Origin of the sequence: Flavobacterium sp., assembly GCF_013822155.1 — a bacterium.
Lineage (GTDB): Bacteria > Bacteroidota > Bacteroidia > Flavobacteriales > Flavobacteriaceae > Flavobacterium.
In genome coordinates, this window is the sequence record NZ_PNJW01000006.1 from 1 (window position 1) to 15,950 (window position 15,950).

A 15,950-nucleotide genomic window follows, 5' to 3' on the forward strand; every position below is an offset into this window, starting at 1 on the left:
CAAAATCTTGCTTTAGGTAAAATACTGATATTTAAAATTTTCTAGCTAAATAAGTTTAAACGCAAAAGATTAGAGTCTATTAGTAATTTATTTTGTTGATTTACAAAACGGATAAATTATGATTAGCAAGATGTTTAAATAAATTAACCTTATATGATATATAGAAATAAAAGATATTCAAAAATTAAAAAATAATTTATTCATTATATAGAATTTATTCATTTGATGTGGTAATGTATAGTTTTTTGAAGACTTAAATTACTCGATTTCGATAATTTGATGAGACACTTATCACTTATTTCGATAAAATTTTTGATTTAGTAACAATTCCTTATTAGTATAATTTAATGATTTCTATTTTACTATAAATTTATTTTTTCAAAAATTTCAGTGATAATTTTAGCTATGATGATGGAAAACAAAAAATATTGGATTGCCATTTTTGTAATTAAAAACAGCCCAACTTAAAACTTAATTGAAGACAAATCTTTGGCATTACTCTAATTATCAATGAGATATTTGAAAAAAATATGGATTTGTTGAAAAGTTTTTATACATTTGAGTTGTTAATATACTAATCAGATGAAAAATTTATTAGTCATATTATTATTTTTAGGTCAATTCTTCCCTCTTTTCGGACAAGAAAATGAGCGACTCTTCTCCGATGCAATCCGTACAAACTTTTCAAAATTTAAGCAACAAAGCAATAAAGCCTATAAATCCGGTGATTTTGAAAGAGGACAATTTTTATTTGACAGCTTAGTTCAAAATCAATTAATAGGTTCCAAATTCAATGATTTTACTTTAAAAAGGGTTTCTGACAGAAAACTTAAAATGAGTAAAGTTAAAAAACCAATTTTTTTAGTTACTTATGCTGCTTGGTGTGTTCCGGGAAAAGGAGAAATTTTAGCGTTAAATAAACTGGCTAAAGAATTTCATAAAGAAATAGAATTTGTGGTCATTGTATGGGGTAAAAAACAAGAAGTTAAAAAATTTTCCAAAAAGATAAGTGGTCAAATTGAAATTTGTTACGCCCACAAAAACTATAAAAATGATAATGAAATAGTTGAAAACATGAAGGAAACACTAGGTTTTCCAACGTGTTATCTAATTGATTCCAATTTACAAATAATTGATATTAAAAGAGGTGCTGCTTCGGTTCCTTTAAAAACACCTAATAAAAAAGCGTATGAAATGAATTATGCTGTATTTAAAGAACGTATTTCTCAATTAACAAGTATCCAAAACAAAAAAGAGTTTCTAGTAAATCAATAAACTTATTTTCCGAAAATTAATTTCCCAGCCACTAATAAGAGTACAAAACCAAATATTTTTTTTAGCACCTTTTCATCTATTTGAAGGGCAAATTTACTGCCAATATAACCTCCAATAACAAAAAAAACAGCTATTAAAGCAGCATATTTCCAATCGACATAGCCTTCTTTATAATAATTAAAAGCCGCTAAGGCAGTCACCGGAACTGCCAAAACTGCTAAACTCGTACCTTGGGCTTGGTGTTGTGATAATCCTAAAAGTAATAACAAAGGGATCATAATAATTCCACCACCAATACCAATTAATCCACTTAGGATTCCTGCTAAAAGCCCAATACAAAGCAACAGAATAAGGGTTGTTGTAGTCATTTTCATTTGTCAAAAAATTAATAACCCTCTGTTGGAATTTCCAATGTGTATACTTTTCGGGATTTATTATCCAATCGTCTGTCTCGCAACCATGGATTATGCAATTTCAAAATTTTATAATTAATCCCTATATTTTTGGCAAATGAAGTTAAATCAGTTATGGTTGTATCTACTTGAATCTTTTTAATTTCTATTGGAAAATACAACTGCTCTTTCGGTATGTCAAATCCATATTTTACAGGATTTTTCATAATTTCTTTTAAAGCCAAAATCCGAAAAACATAACGAGAAGTCTCTTCTGTTAATAACAAATCATAGTAATTACCAACTTGTTGGCTTTCCATTTGTTTATTAATGCCGCCCATCCCTCCATTATAAGCAGCAGCAGCTAATGTCCAACTGCCAAATTTATTTTTCGCATCTAATAGATAGCGACACGCTGCCTCAGTTGATTTTTCTAAATGATATCGTTCATCAACCAAGTCGTTTATTTCCATGCCTTTTTCTTTCGCTGTTTCAGGCATAAACTGCCAAACACCTCTTGCTCCCGCAGGGGAAACCACATTTACTAAGCCACTTTCAATGACAGCTAAATACTTAAAATCATCTGGAACACCATATTTTTTCAGAATTGGTTCAATTACAGGAAATACCCTATTTGCCCTTTTCAATATTAGTGTAGTAGTAGAATGTAAATTAGTATTAATCAACATTTCACGATCCAATCGCTCACGAACGTCTACTAAATTTAAAGGGGTAGATTCACCTGCAAAATCGATTTGATTAGGTAAAGCATACGATTCAACTTTATCCTTAACCATTGTCTTCTTGGAAGTTGAATAAATAAATATTCCACTCAGTCCGAATAAAACGAGCACAATTATAATTTGATTAATCCTTTTCATTTTCTATTTTTTTTATTGGTTATGGTAAAACTACAAAAATCAATCCAACTCATCATTCATTTAAAATAATTTTTGGTAAATTTTCATTCAACCATTTGTATTTACTCAATATCATAATATGTGTTCCTCCTTTGACAACGTGACAATGGGAGATATATTTTATCGGGAAAACATCATCTGCATCACCATGAATATGCACTACATTCTTGTCTTCAATGGTTCTATCCCACAAAATTATTGATTCCAAAGCCCAATCTAAATAGGATTTATCTCTTACACTCAAATATTTTTCATATAATTTAAGCCTTTGATTGATACTATCTCCAAAAGCAAACTTCGCCAATCCTTCAACATTGTTGACTAATCCAGTGGGCAACAATTTATAAGCTTTAGTGGCTTTCGCAATTTTCATTCGCCTTGGAAATTCCTGATTCGATTTGACACTGGAAATAATAATCGTTTTTCGAACGGGAATAATTTTTGCCATTTCCTGAACTAAAACGCCCCCAAAAGATACGCCAATTAATACGGGATTTTCATGAACAATTTCCTTTGCTAATCGGGTGGTGTACATCACCAAAGTTTCATTCTTAGTTGGAATTACCCACTCCAAAAAAAAGATTTCAAAGGTTTCCTCAGGCAAATGTATCCGTTCAAAAATTGTTGTACTGGCCGCTAAACCAGGCATAAAATAAACAGGAATTTTTTCCATTGATGAATTAAATTAATGGGTTTAAAATTAAGGCTAATCTCTAAAAATCAGTATAAATTAGTATTAAATAATAGTCCTTAAATGTTAAATGTTTGAGATTTACGGGCATTGCTAATCCCTAAAAAAATTAAAAACCGTACATTTGTAATGCATTTTTATTCGACATGTATCTTTTCTAAATGCTTTTATCGATTAAAATTGAAATACCATGGAAATTAAAGACAATCTACTCTTAAGACATTTTGAAACACCAACAGAATTTGGATTATTGGTAATGGAATATGCAATTCAGGAACGAAAAATATTTTTGACAAAACTCAATCAACCTGAAAATTTATCGAATGAATACATTGAAGATTTTATTAGAGAAGTACTTTCCATTGCGGTAGAACGAAAGTTTAAAGTGGTTCCAACTCACCCTAAATTGGCTCATTTTTTCAGAAAAAATCCAGCTTATAAGGAATTACTTCCTCCGGGAATTAAGTTATAATAATGAAATGTCCACTTTGTAATCATCCTTCTAACCATTTCTACAGTCAAAAATCGCGTGAATTTTATTTTTGCACCAAATGCTTTTCCGTATTCTTAGATGATAAAAACTACATTTCAGAAATAGAGGAAAGAAAACATTATGAATTACATAATAATGATGTGAACGACATTCGTTACCAATCATTTGTTTCTCCAATTGTAGATAGTATTCTTAACGATTTCAAAAAAACAGATAAGGGTTTGGACTTTGGTTCCGGAACCGGACCTGTTATCACAAAAATGTTGCGTGATAATAACTATGACATACAGGAATATGATCCCTTTTTTGCGGATAACTCGGAAGCTTTAACACAAAAATACGATTACATTGCTTGTTGTGAAGTGATTGAGCATTTTCACCATCCCAAAAAAGAATTTGAATTACTTTTCAATCTTTTGAAACCCGGTGGAAAATTATACTGCAAAACCGATTTGTTTTCCGAATCAAAAAACTTCGATTCCTGGGGGTATAAAAATGATCCGACACACGTTTTCTTTTACCATCCCAAAACGATGACATGGATTCAAGAAAATATTGGTTTTTCGAGTGTGAAAATTGAGGGGAGATTGATTGTTTTTGAGAGGTAAATTCTAAATACTAACCATATCTCTCACAAATTCCATTCTTACCGAACCATCTTCATCAATTTTTGTCAGTTTAACTTCGTGTAAAGTATTCACTAATTCCGGATTCCAGGGGGTTTTTACTTTCACATAGTTTTCGGTAAAACCGTGAATGTAACCTTCTTTGTTTTCTGCTTCAAATAGAACCGTTCTAGTAGTTCCTAGTTGACTTTCATAAAAAGACCTGCGTTTCTTTACAGACAATCCGCGAAGCATTTTGCTGCGTTTCGAACGTACATTTCCATGAACGACTCCTTCCATTTCGGCAGCTTCAGTATTATCTCGTTCAGAATAAGTAAAAACATGCAAATACGAAATGTCCAAATCATTCAAAAAATGATAGGTTTCTAAAAAATGCTCATCAGTTTCACCCGGGAAACCCACAATAACATCCACTCCAATACAAGCATCGGGCATCACTTCACGGATTTTATTCACGCGATCAACATATAATTCACGTAAATAGCGACGTTTCATTTTCTTCAACACCTCATTACTCCCCGATTGCAATGGTATATGAAAATGAGGCACAAACGTTCGGCTTTTCGATACAAATTCAATCGTTTCGTTTTTCAATAAATTCGGTTCGATAGACGAAATTCGCAAACGCTCAATGCCATCCACTTCATCCAACGCCTGAACCAATTCTAAAAAAGTATGTTCGTGTTTTTTATTTCCAAATTCGCCTTTGCCATAATCTCCAATGTTCACTCCGGTCAACACAATTTCTTTGATACCCTGTTGCGAAATTTCTTTGGCGTTTTTCAACACATTTTCCAATTCATCACTACGTGAAATTCCTCGTGCAAGCGGAATCGTGCAATACGTACATTTGTAATCGCACCCATCTTGTACTTTCAAAAACGCACGGGTTCGGTCGCCAATCGAATAACTGCCTACATAAAAATTGGCTTCTTCAATCTCGCAAGAGTGGATTTCACCCATGTCGTTTTTACTCAAATCGTTGATATAATCGGTAATTTTGAACTTTTCAGTCGCTCCCAAAACCAAATCGACACCATCAACAGCCGCTAATTCTTCCGGTTTTAACTGAGCATAACATCCAACAGCAGCTACAAACGCTTTCGCATTGTGCTTCAACGCTTTTTTAACCATTTGTTTAAATTGCTTGTCGGCATTATCGGTGACAGAACATGTGTTTATCACATAAATATCGGCTACTTCTTCAAAATCAACCCGTTCAAAACCTTCTTGTTGAAAGTTTCGGGCAATAGTAGAGGTTTCTGAAAAATTCAGTTTACAACCTAACGTGTAAAAAGCGACTTTTTTTTGGTTTGCTGTCATATTCTGATTTCCTAAAATTGGAAAAAGGGTTTCTTTACTTATATTTACCCTATTAAAAAGAGTGCAAATTTACACACAATATTCGGAAAAATGAAATCATTAATTCGTTATCTATCACTAGTTTACTTCTCGTTACTTTTGATTTCTTGCGGAAAAAATCAAACTAATGTTAATGACAAACTTGTTTTTCGCTATAACGAGTATGCCAATATTGCTACGTTAGACCCTGCTTTTTCTAAATCCCAAAATAGCATTTGGGCTTGCAATCAACTCTTTAACGGGTTGGTTCAGTTAGATGACAGTTTACATATTCAGCCGGATATTGCCAAAAGTTGGACGATTTCAGAAGATGGAAAAACCTATCAATTTGTGTTGCGAAAGGATATTTATTTTCACAAACACATTCTTTTTGGTAAAGATTCTACCCGAACAGTTAAAGCCATTGATTTCGAATACAGTTTAAAACGATTGAAAGACGAAAAAGTGGCTTCACCCGGCGGGTGGATTTTGCAAAATGTAGAAAAGATTCAAGCATTAAATGATACGTTGGTTGAAATAAAATTAACCCAATCTTTTCCGGCATTTTTAGGATTATTATCGATGAAATATGCGTCGGTTGTTCCGAAAGAAATTATTGAAAGTCCGAATTATGATTTCAGAACCAACCCTATCGGAACCGGACCCTTTCTATTTAAATTTTGGGAAGAAAATGTAAAATTAGTGTTGAGAAGAAATCCGATTTATTTTGAAAAAGATGAAAAAGGCATTCAACTCCCCTATTTGGAAGCCGTTGCGATTACTTTTTTACCCGACAAACAAAGTGGCTTTTTAGAATTTATTCAAGGAAAAATTGATTTTATCTCCGGTTTGGATCCATCGTATAAAGATGAAATTCTAACGCAAAAAGGTGAATTACAACCGAAATATGCCAACGATGTCAATTTGATTAGCGGACCCTACCTCAACACGGAATATTTAGGTTTTAGAATGGATGGAACAGATAAAACTATTTTAGACAAACGCATCCGACAAGCCTTAAATTATGGATTTGATAGAGCTAAAATGATTACCTATTTGCGAAACAACATGGGAATTCCGGCCACAAGCGGAGTAATTCCAAGTGGAATGCCGAGTTTTAACAACCAAAAAGGCTATGATTTTGACCCTGAAAAAGCCAAAGCATTAGTGGCAGATTATGTCAAAGAAACCGGTATCAAAAAACCAAAAATCTTTTTGAGCACAAATGCCTCTTACATTGATATTGCCGAATTTTTGCAACGAGAATGGCAGAAAATTGGGTTAGAGGTTGAAATTGATGTGAATCCACCCTCAACATTGCGACAAGCGATTGCCACCGGAAAAGTGACATTTTTCAGAGCAAGTTGGATTGCCGATTATCCCGATGCGGAGAATTATTTATCGCTTTTTTACAGTAAAAACTTTGCTCCGAATGGGCCGAATTATACACATTTCTCCAATGCCAAATTTGATGGTTTGTATGAAAAAGCATTTTTAGAAACCGATGATGCAAAGCGATTTGAATTGTACCAACAAATGGATAAAATCATCATTGAAGAAGCTCCTATTATTCCGTTGTTTTATGATAAAGTAGCTCGGTTTACGAGGAAAAATGTAGATGGTTTGGGGATTAATCCGTTGAATTTGTTATCTTTAAAGAAAGTAAAAAAGAAATAAAATGCCGGGAGAAGGTTCAATGTTGCATGCTTTAATCAGTTCGAGAAACAACAAACGCAATCGAATTGACAAACTAAAACGTTTGGAAAACACGTCCAACGAAACGTCTGAGTTTGTTGATCCTATTCAGGCAACACCAGAATTATTAGAATCCATCCGAGAAAAAATGCTTATTGAACGGAAATTAGAACGAAAAAAACTTATTGTAAAAGTTACGTTGTTTCTGATTGTGCTTTTTATACTTCTTTATGTTTTTAATCACAATTGGAAATGGATTGAGGGATTTTTTATAAAGTAAAGTGATGATTTAACCGCAAAATTACTCCTTCCTCCACTTCTTAGTCTCTTCAAACACATGTTCTAAAATTCTCGCATCTTCTTCCGTGAATTCCACATGACGACGAGACATAACGATTCGAGCGGTTTCAAAGGCTTTTTTAGTGATGTAAGTAGTAAACCCGGCTGCTCCACCCCAACTGAAACTCGGCACAAAATTTCTTGGAAATCCACTACCAAAAATATTGGTGGAAACGCCCACTACGGTTCCGGTGTTAAACATGGTGTTGATTCCACATTTACTGTGGTCGCCCATCATTAAACCGCAAAACTGCAAACCGGTTTTTTCAAAACCTTCCGTTTCATAACTCCATAATTTCACCTCATCATAATTATTTTTTAGGTTGGAATTATTAGAATCGGCTCCTATGTTGCACCATTCACCCAACACCGCATTTCCTAAAAAGCCATCATGTCCTTTGTTGGAATAGCCAAAAAGAACAGAGTTATTCACTTCACCTCCTATTCGGCAATGTGGTCCAACAGTCGTGGCTCCATAAACCTTAGTAGCTAATTTCACTTGGGCTTCTTCACATAGGGCAAACGGACCGCGAATCACAGAACCTTCCATGATTTCGGAATTATACCCAATATAAATGGGCCCGATGGAGGCATTTAACGTGACAAATTCGAGCTTGGCTCCTTTTTCTATAAATATATTTTCAGGATTAATGACGTTCACGCTTTTTGGGATCGGTTGCGAGGTTCTTCCTTCGGTTAACAATTCAAAATCTTCTCGTATGGCGGCATCATTTTTGGCGAAAATATCCCATGTATGTTCTAAACGTAAACCTTCTTCGTTGTAATCGATGATTTCGTAGGTATCAAAATCTACTTCTTCTTGTGTGTCATTCGTGTAAAAAGCCACTACTTCTTCGCCTTTAAAAATGGCTTGATTTTTTTCTAAACTTTTAATCATTTCTACCAATACTTCGTTAGGAAGAAAGGACGAATTGATTAGAATATTTTCTTCCATTTCCACCATGGGATATTTTTCTGATAAATAGTCTTCCGTGATAGTGGTGGTGGTATAGCCTAAATATTTTTCCCATTTTTCACGAATGGTTAAAATTCCAATACGAATGTCTGCTACCGGACGAGTAAATGTAAACGGTAAAAGTGCCTTGCGAACCGGTCCGTCAAAAAGTATATAGTTCATGTTGTTTGTATTATTTTTTGAAATTCAAAGTTATAAAAAAGCCCTCACAAAGGAGGGCTTTTTCAAAATTTAGTTTGGTTGAGTTTTTTTATTGTTTGATAAATTTCTGTGTAGAAAGATTTCCATCACTGTCTTTCGCCAAAAGAAGGTAAGTCCCTACTGATAAAGATTGAACAGAAATTGTTTCTTTTACCACATCAGAAGTTAAAACTTTACGTCCGTTCAAATCAAAAATTTCAACAGAAACTATAGAACTTGTTGTTGAACTTTTCAAGGTTACAAAGTCTTTTGCTGGATTTGGATACAACACAAAATTAGAAATAGTATTTTGATTAACACTCAAAGTAGCTCCTTCAACCACTAATAAAGTTTGGTTAGGAGAAGGGTTTACAATAGTATCAACAAGACCGGATGGCCATCTGATAATCACCTGATCAATTGCTGTTGCTTGACCAATTCCGAAATGTACATTCAAAGAACTCATGTATTTAAAACCATCGCCACTTCGAACATCACGGATTTGTTTTCCCCAAGCTCCATAAATTTCTACTCGGGCTCCAATACCGTTACGGTTACTTTGAATACCTTGTAAATTTAATTTTATCCACTTATTAGAATTTCCATTACTAATTCTTAATGTAGCACCGGTTTGAAAATCAATGAAACCATCATTATTTAAATCCCCAACTGGACTTACACCAAAACCAACACCGGAAGGAGCAAATGTTCCATCTCCTTTATTGTACATGATTTTATTTCCACCACCCATTACGTCAACAAATCCATCATTATCAAAATCATGAGCAATATGTTCGATATTAGTACTCGTGTTAATATCCCATCCTGAACCGGCTGTAATATCTGTAAAAGTTCCATCGCCATTATTTCTCATGTATTTATGAGTTCCATCAGTGGTAGAACTTGCACCAATAAGTGCATCCATGTCACCATCATTATCATAATCAGCCCATGCTGATGACCAGGTTTGAACCGGATCATACATATTAGCGGCAGTAGAAACATCTGTAAAGGTTCCATCCCCATTATTTCTGTGTAATTCATTGAACTTTGCTGTTCCTGAACCACCACGACATTTGGCAATAAACAAATCCTGGTCACCATCATTATCATAATCAATCCAAATAGAACCATAATTTCCTCCATTTGGATGAATTCCTAATAGAATAGCTCCGGGAGTAACCGTTGATTGATAAAAAGTAAAACCTCCCCAACCATCATTAAGGAAATAAACATTAGGCTGAACGTCATGACAAGAAAAAGCATCTAAATGACCATCATTATTTATATCAACGAAATTAGTACGTTGACAAAAAACATATTCTGAAAAAGTATTTTGATCATATCCATTTCCTGCTTCATTTGATTTCATAAAAGTAACACCATTACCACCGCCATACATCAAATCATTTAAACCGTCTTTGTTATAATCTGCTGCTGCTAAACTCCAAGAAGGCATATTTGTTGCTGAAGAAGTTGGATAATCGGTAACGGTAAAAGTTCCTCCGGCATTTTGAGTATGAATTCGAATGTTGTCCTGATTTACACCCACGATGTCGTCTAAATAATCCCCATTCATATCTACCACAGTGATATTATATTGACTATTAACAGAAGCAAGAGCTTGGTTTGTAAAAGTAACCGGATTAGCAATTGGCTCTTGATAAGGAGCTTCAATCAATTGAAAAGTAAACCCATTAGCAGACCAACGGTTATCAAAAGCTATAGTGTAGGTAATATTTGCTAAAACCACAAAAGTACTCACAGAAGAGTAACCACTTCCCATATCATCATCACCGGCATAGCAAGATAATGCTCCACAAGTACCTGTATATACATGAAAGCGTGTATCTACTCTTGGTGTATTAGCCGCTATATCCGTTGTTATTGTAATAGTATAATTTTGAGTTGGAGTATACGTATACCATTTCCCTCTAGGCCCATTTGGAGCTGCATTTGTAGGTACGGCTCCATTTGCCGTACACACAGTTACGGGAACTTGAGAACCATTAACGGCGTCAACAATATAGAGCCCAGCTCCCGGCAAAACTGCTGCAGAAGCACATGTATCTTGTGCATTGGAAAGTTGAATTCCTATGCAAAAAAGAATTAAATAAGTAATTTTCTTCATTTGGTTAATATTAGTATAGTTTAGTTAATTTAGTTTTTTATAAACAAGGTCCTGATAATGAATTTATCCATTCTTGAATCAAGGCTGCTCCTTCTTCATGTATCATTGATCTTCCAATAAGTGGCATCATATAGGCTTCATCCGCAGTATTCAGACGATAATATAACATAGATCGGTTGCTGTTTCCAGGAGTAACAATTTTACTTAAAGCTGAAGGGAAACCAGCCATATCTTGAGTATCAACGCAAACGCCCATGTTTACTAAGTTTGTTGTTTCACCAAAGGCAAATCGCATCGGTCGATAATCACAATGGCTATTGTTACGATGACAATGAGCACAATTCATATCAACATAAGAGCGTACTCTTAATTCTAATGGTTTAGAAGTGTCTCTGTAATCGACGGTAGAAACAATATTTCCCGGTAAATTATTTTCCAAATAACCTTGTTCAATCCATTTTGACAATTGATTCTTAGAACCGGTTGAATAGGTATAGTTGAAATTAATATTTTGTGGTTTGATACCAATTGGAACGGCCACTTCATTCGATTTATGACAGGTCATGCATTGTGGCCCAGAGGGTATTCTGTAAGATGACGTACTTTTAGTAACATTATTTTCATCTATCCAAGTGATACTGGTATTGCTTCCATTCATGTCTAAAAAAGCCTCCGTTTGTTCAGTATTCCACACATATTCTGCAAAAATCCATTCCTCTGCTTTACGAATCATGATTCTCGTTTCAATGATTCGGGTCACATTGCCCGGTTGAACATTATCATAATAGAAGTTTTTGATAATAACAGATCCTACCGGAAGTTCTAATAAATTTCCATCGCCTTCATAGGTTGCTTTTACACCGTTTGGCATCCAAACAAAACGTTTTTTATGGGCATAATCAGTAAAAAGCGGACTAGCCGGTTCATAAGGTAAAACCCCTAAAGAAGGTATTTGATTTTTCATCTCACCGGCAAAAAACTTATAATCAGAAAGTTTTTGATAAGGAACTTGTGTTAAGTCAACATCAGCTGTTTGAACTGCTATGATGGTAATAGTAGCCTGATTTGAAACATTTTCTTCTAAATCTTTAACGGTATATTTTATGGGAGTAGGATTATTTTGAAAGGAAGAATTCGGTGAAAAAGTAACAACTCCTGTCAACGCATGAACAGTCCAAACGCCTTCTCCCGGAATTGTCAATTCATCTAAAGTTGTATTAGAATCCGTGTCAATTCCACCAATCAAACTAACCGTGGTTGGAATAATATCATCACCGCTTGTATCATTTAACAAAACCGAAATTTCAACTGTTTCAGCTAAGGCATAAGTTGCATTATCATCCGTTGCAACAGGTAAAACATCTTCAACAGGAACATAATCATCATCATTTGAACAAGAAACTGTCACAAAAAAACAAGTTACAGCAATAAATAATGATAAAAGATAAGCGTAATTTTTTTTCATTTTTTGTTTTGGAATATGCATCAAAAATAACAAAAAAACGATACGATTCACATTTTTAATGAATTAGTTTTGACTTTTTGACACCAAAAATGGGGATTAATAAAGCAAAAATGAAATAGCATAAATTTATTTTATTAATTTTCTTACTTATAAAAAAACTTACTTAAAATAGATTTTCAAGATTATATAATTTTCACTCTTCCTCTAATTCTTCTCCGGCTCTTTTAAGAATATTTTCAGGCAGTACTTTTTTAGCCTTAGCACCCATTTTTCGTAATCGTTCGACACTTCCTACCAAATTTCCTTTTCCTTCTACTAATTTACCCATGGCATTACCATATTCCACTTTTGCTTCGTCCATTTTTTTACCAATCTTAACCAAATCAGTAACAAATCCTTCAAATTTATCATACAATGCTCCGGCTTGACGAGCAATCTCTAAGGCATTTTCCTGTTGTTTTTGGTTGGTCCACATACTGTCAATTGTTCGCAATGTAGCTAGTAATGTTGTAGGTGTAACGATAATAATATTACGTTCAAAAGCTTTGTTGTACAACGAATTATCTTCATTCAACGCTATTGCAAAAGCAGATTCGATTGGAATGAACAGTAACACAAAATCAGGACTTTCCATTTGGTACAAATCATGGTAATTCTTATCACTCAATTGCTCCACATGGCGTTTAATGGAGTTGATATGTTCCTTTAAAAAGGTGCTTTTTCGCAAATCATCTTCCTCATTGGCATAACGTTCATAGGCCGTAAGTGAAACTTTCGAATCGACAATCATTTTCTTTCCGTCAGGCAAATTAATCACCACATCGGGAAAAACACGATTGCCTTCCTCCGTTGTAAAACTTTGTTGTACTTCATATTCCCTTCCTTTTTCTAAACCGGATTTTTCCAAAACGCGTTCTAAAATCAATTCGCCCCAATTTCCTTGCATTTTACTGTCTCCTTTTAAGGCTTTAGTCAAGTTTAAGGTTTCCTTACTCATTTGCTCATTCATTTCTTTCAACCCAACAATCTGTTGACGCAAAGCCGCGTGATAATCAATACTTTCCTTGTGGGTATCTTCAACTTTCTTTTCAAAATGCTGAATTTTTTCCTGTAAAGGCGACAATATATTTTTAAGATTTTCTTTGTTTTGCTCGGTAAATTTTACTGTCTTTTCTTCGAGTATTTTGTTAGCTAAGTTTTCAAATTCTTTGGTGAATTTTTCCTGTAATTCTTCTACTTCTTGCTTTTGCTCTTTATTGCGTTGCCACAAATTTTCAAAATCAGCTTCTTTTTTGGTGAGCTGTAAGGAGAAAGAATCCTTCTCACGTCTAATTTCTTCTTTTTCCTTCTTTTCGTTTTCTATTTGTTTTAGAAATTGATTTTGCTCTTCCTGAAAACGATTTTTTGATTGATCTAATTGAATTAAAAGTCCATTTATTCGTTCATCCAAAGCTGATTTTTCAGATTTCGATTGTGCTGTAGAAAGCATTTTACCAATAAATATTCCAATAGATAAAGCAAGCACGAAGGTTAGTAGAAGAAGAAAAGAAGTTGTCATATATTCTATTTTTGAAGAAAGTAAAAATAGAAAATAGAAATGGATTTTTAAACTTAAAAGATAAGTTTATCGAATAATAAATTTTCCTTTTTCTGAATCAAAAAGAATATTTTCACTAGAAAATAAATTGGAAAATGTACCGTCTAAAATTAAATTGCAAGGCTGATTTTGTAACACTTTTTCTTTAGTCATTACAATCATTTCATCACTTAATTGTATTGCTAAATCAATGTCATGCGTAGAAAACAGAATGCATTTTTGCGTTTCAACCGTTAGTTTTTTTAACAATTTAAACAATGAAACTTTGTGTAATAAATCCAAATGGGTAGCCGGTTCATCTAAAACAATCAACGGTGTGTCCTGAGCAAGAGCTCGTGCAATTAAAACTTTTTGCAATTGTCCGTCACTGATCTCATAATATTTTTGATGAATTAAATGACCGATTTCGGTCAGACTAATTGCATTTTCAATTTGAATTTTATCTTCTTCTGTTAATTTTCCTAGCCAATTCGTATAGGGTTGTCTTCCCAAAGCAATCAATTCATATACCGTTAAATTACTAGGCGGCAATTTTTCGGTTAACACGACACTAATTTGTTGAGCTAAAGCCAAAGGTTCAAACGATTCAATTGGTTTTTCGTTCAATAAAACTGTGCCGGAAAGTGATTTTTGAATACCGGTTAATGTTCGCAACAACGTTGATTTTCCAATACCGTTTGCACCTACCAAGCCAATTAATTTTCCTTGTTCCAACTGAATAGAAACATCCGAGGCAATCACTTTTGTTTGAGCTTTTGAAGAGTAGCCGATGGAGAGATGTTGGGTTTGGAGAATCATTTTTTTAAGGTGCTAAGTTTCTGAGGCACTAAGGTACTAAGGTTTTTTTAAATCATTATTTTTCGTTTCCGAACTAATAGCCAAACCACAACCGGAGCTCCAACCATCGAAGTGATAGCGTTGATGGGTAACGTATAATCACTTCCGGGAAGTTGGGCGATACTATCGCAGACCAACATTAATATAGCTCCCAATAAAAGCGTACTCCAAAATAAAATAAAATGATTACTGGTTTGAAATAACAACTTTGCCAAATGAGGAACTGCCAAACCTACAAATGCAATAGGTCCGGCAAAAGCGGTGATGCTTCCCGCCAAAATACTGGTAGCAAAAATGATGATGAATCGCGTTCGTTTAAAATTCAAACCTAAACTTTTAGCGTAGTTTTCACCTAATAATAATGCATTCAAGGGTTTGATGCTCAAAACACTCAACAACAATCCGAAAGTACAGCAAATGACTAAAATTAGTACGGAATTCCAAGACAAATTAGCCAAACTTCCCATGGACCAAAAAGTGAATTTTTGCAATTCCTGTGCAGTGCTGAAATAACTCAACACACTTACGATGGCACTTGTGAAACTGCCAAACATGAGTCCAACAATCAGAATAGCCATGGTATCCCTTAATTTCTGTGACACCACCAAAACAGCCATTAAAACTAAAAAACTACCTAAGGAAGATGCGATGACAATCCCGTAATCAGAAACTAAAAAAGTAGGTAAAAAACCGGCTCCCATAATTACAAAAGCAACTCCTAAACTGGAACCCGAACTTAATCCCAACACATACGGACCAGCCAATGGATTTCTGAATAGCGTTTGCATCAACAAACCGGAAATAGACAATCCCATTCCAACAAAAATGGCAGTTATGGCTTTTGGCAAACGAAAATTCCAAAGAATAATTTCCCAAGAGCTTTTGATTTCATTGCCAACTACTGAATCCAAAATCGCATCGGTTGGAATGGAAACCGAACCCAAACTAAGGTTCAGGAGAAACATTCCGATTAAAGCGAAACTTAAAAACAA

The 15,950-nt window shown here is 34.2% G+C and carries 15 protein-coding genes; 5 read left to right on the plus strand and 10 right to left on the minus strand.

What is annotated here, in order from left to right:
* Window positions 1-582: 582 nt before the first annotated feature.
* A complete protein-coding gene (locus C0512_RS02660) occupies window positions 583-1,275 on the plus strand; it encodes a redoxin domain-containing protein (protein ID WP_290858669.1) in 693 nt (230 codons plus the stop codon).
* Window positions 1,276-1,277: 2 nt separating this feature from the next.
* On the opposite strand, the gene C0512_RS02665 is transcribed toward C0512_RS02660, so the two are convergent.
* The 3 genes from C0512_RS02665 to C0512_RS02675 are packed head-to-tail and all read right to left on the minus strand — an operon-like array spanning window position 1,278 to window position 3,260.
* Window positions 1,278-1,643, minus strand: coding sequence for a sulfite exporter TauE/SafE family protein (locus tag C0512_RS02665; RefSeq protein ID WP_290858671.1), 366 nt, complete (start codon window positions 1,641-1,643; stop codon window positions 1,278-1,280).
* Window positions 1,644-1,660: 17 nt separating this feature from the next.
* Entirely contained in the window at window positions 1,661-2,548 is an 888-nt protein-coding gene (locus tag C0512_RS02670) for a lytic transglycosylase domain-containing protein (protein ID WP_290858672.1), read from the minus strand.
* Window positions 2,549-2,600: 52 nt separating this feature from the next.
* Window positions 2,601-3,260, minus strand: a complete 660-nt coding sequence (locus C0512_RS02675; RefSeq protein WP_290858674.1) for an alpha/beta hydrolase — start codon at window positions 3,258-3,260, stop codon at window positions 2,601-2,603.
* 208 nt (window positions 3,261-3,468) lie between these two features.
* On the opposite strand from C0512_RS02675, the gene C0512_RS02680 reads away from it, so the two are divergent.
* Window positions 3,469-3,750 (plus strand): N-acetyltransferase, encoded by a 282-nt coding sequence (locus C0512_RS02680; RefSeq protein ID WP_290858676.1) that lies wholly within the window; start codon window positions 3,469-3,471, stop codon window positions 3,748-3,750.
* A 2-nt stretch (window positions 3,751-3,752) separates the two neighbouring features.
* Entirely contained in the window at window positions 3,753-4,379 is a 627-nt protein-coding gene (locus C0512_RS02685; RefSeq protein ID WP_290858678.1) for a class I SAM-dependent methyltransferase, read from the plus strand.
* A 3-nt stretch (window positions 4,380-4,382) separates the two neighbouring features.
* Here C0512_RS02685 and mtaB read toward each other — a convergent pair whose 3' ends face one another.
* A complete protein-coding gene (gene mtaB, locus C0512_RS02690; RefSeq protein WP_290858680.1) occupies window positions 4,383-5,720 on the minus strand; it encodes a tRNA (N(6)-L-threonylcarbamoyladenosine(37)-C(2))-methylthiotransferase MtaB in 1,338 nt (445 codons plus the stop codon).
* 90 nt (window positions 5,721-5,810) lie between these two features.
* Between mtaB and C0512_RS02695 the strand changes: the two genes are divergently transcribed.
* Complete coding sequence (locus C0512_RS02695) at window positions 5,811-7,415, plus strand: ABC transporter substrate-binding protein (RefSeq protein WP_290858682.1); 1,605 nt, start codon at window positions 5,811-5,813, stop codon at window positions 7,413-7,415.
* A gap of 1 nt (window position 7,416) precedes the next feature.
* Window positions 7,417-7,713 carry a hypothetical protein gene (locus C0512_RS02700; protein WP_290858684.1) on the plus strand — a complete coding sequence of 99 codons (297 nt, stop codon included), beginning with the start codon at window positions 7,417-7,419 and terminating at the stop codon, window positions 7,711-7,713.
* 21 nt (window positions 7,714-7,734) lie between these two features.
* Here C0512_RS02700 and C0512_RS02705 read toward each other — a convergent pair whose 3' ends face one another.
* From C0512_RS02705 to C0512_RS02730, 6 genes are all read right to left on the minus strand, one after another.
* Window positions 7,735-8,910: a GlmU family protein gene (locus C0512_RS02705; protein WP_290858686.1), complete on the minus strand. Its 1,176-nt coding sequence runs from the start codon at window positions 8,908-8,910 to the stop codon at window positions 7,735-7,737.
* 88 nt (window positions 8,911-8,998) lie between these two features.
* Entirely contained in the window at window positions 8,999-11,059 is a 2,061-nt protein-coding gene (locus C0512_RS02710; RefSeq protein WP_290858687.1) for an FG-GAP-like repeat-containing protein, read from the minus strand.
* A 37-nt stretch (window positions 11,060-11,096) separates the two neighbouring features.
* Complete coding sequence (locus C0512_RS02715) at window positions 11,097-12,524, minus strand: hypothetical protein (RefSeq protein ID WP_290858689.1); 1,428 nt, start codon at window positions 12,522-12,524, stop codon at window positions 11,097-11,099.
* Between the two features lie 193 nt (window positions 12,525-12,717).
* On the minus strand, window positions 12,718-14,082 hold the full coding sequence (locus C0512_RS02720; RefSeq protein ID WP_290858691.1) for a DNA recombination protein RmuC: 1,365 nt from the start codon (window positions 14,080-14,082) through the stop codon (window positions 12,718-12,720).
* 66 nt (window positions 14,083-14,148) lie between these two features.
* Window positions 14,149-14,919, minus strand: coding sequence for an ABC transporter ATP-binding protein (locus tag C0512_RS02725; RefSeq protein ID WP_290858693.1), 771 nt, complete (start codon window positions 14,917-14,919; stop codon window positions 14,149-14,151).
* A gap of 47 nt (window positions 14,920-14,966) precedes the next feature.
* Window positions 14,967-15,923 (minus strand): iron ABC transporter permease, encoded by a 957-nt coding sequence (locus tag C0512_RS02730; protein ID WP_290858782.1) that lies wholly within the window; start codon window positions 15,921-15,923, stop codon window positions 14,967-14,969.
* Window positions 15,924-15,950 lie beyond the last annotated feature (27 nt).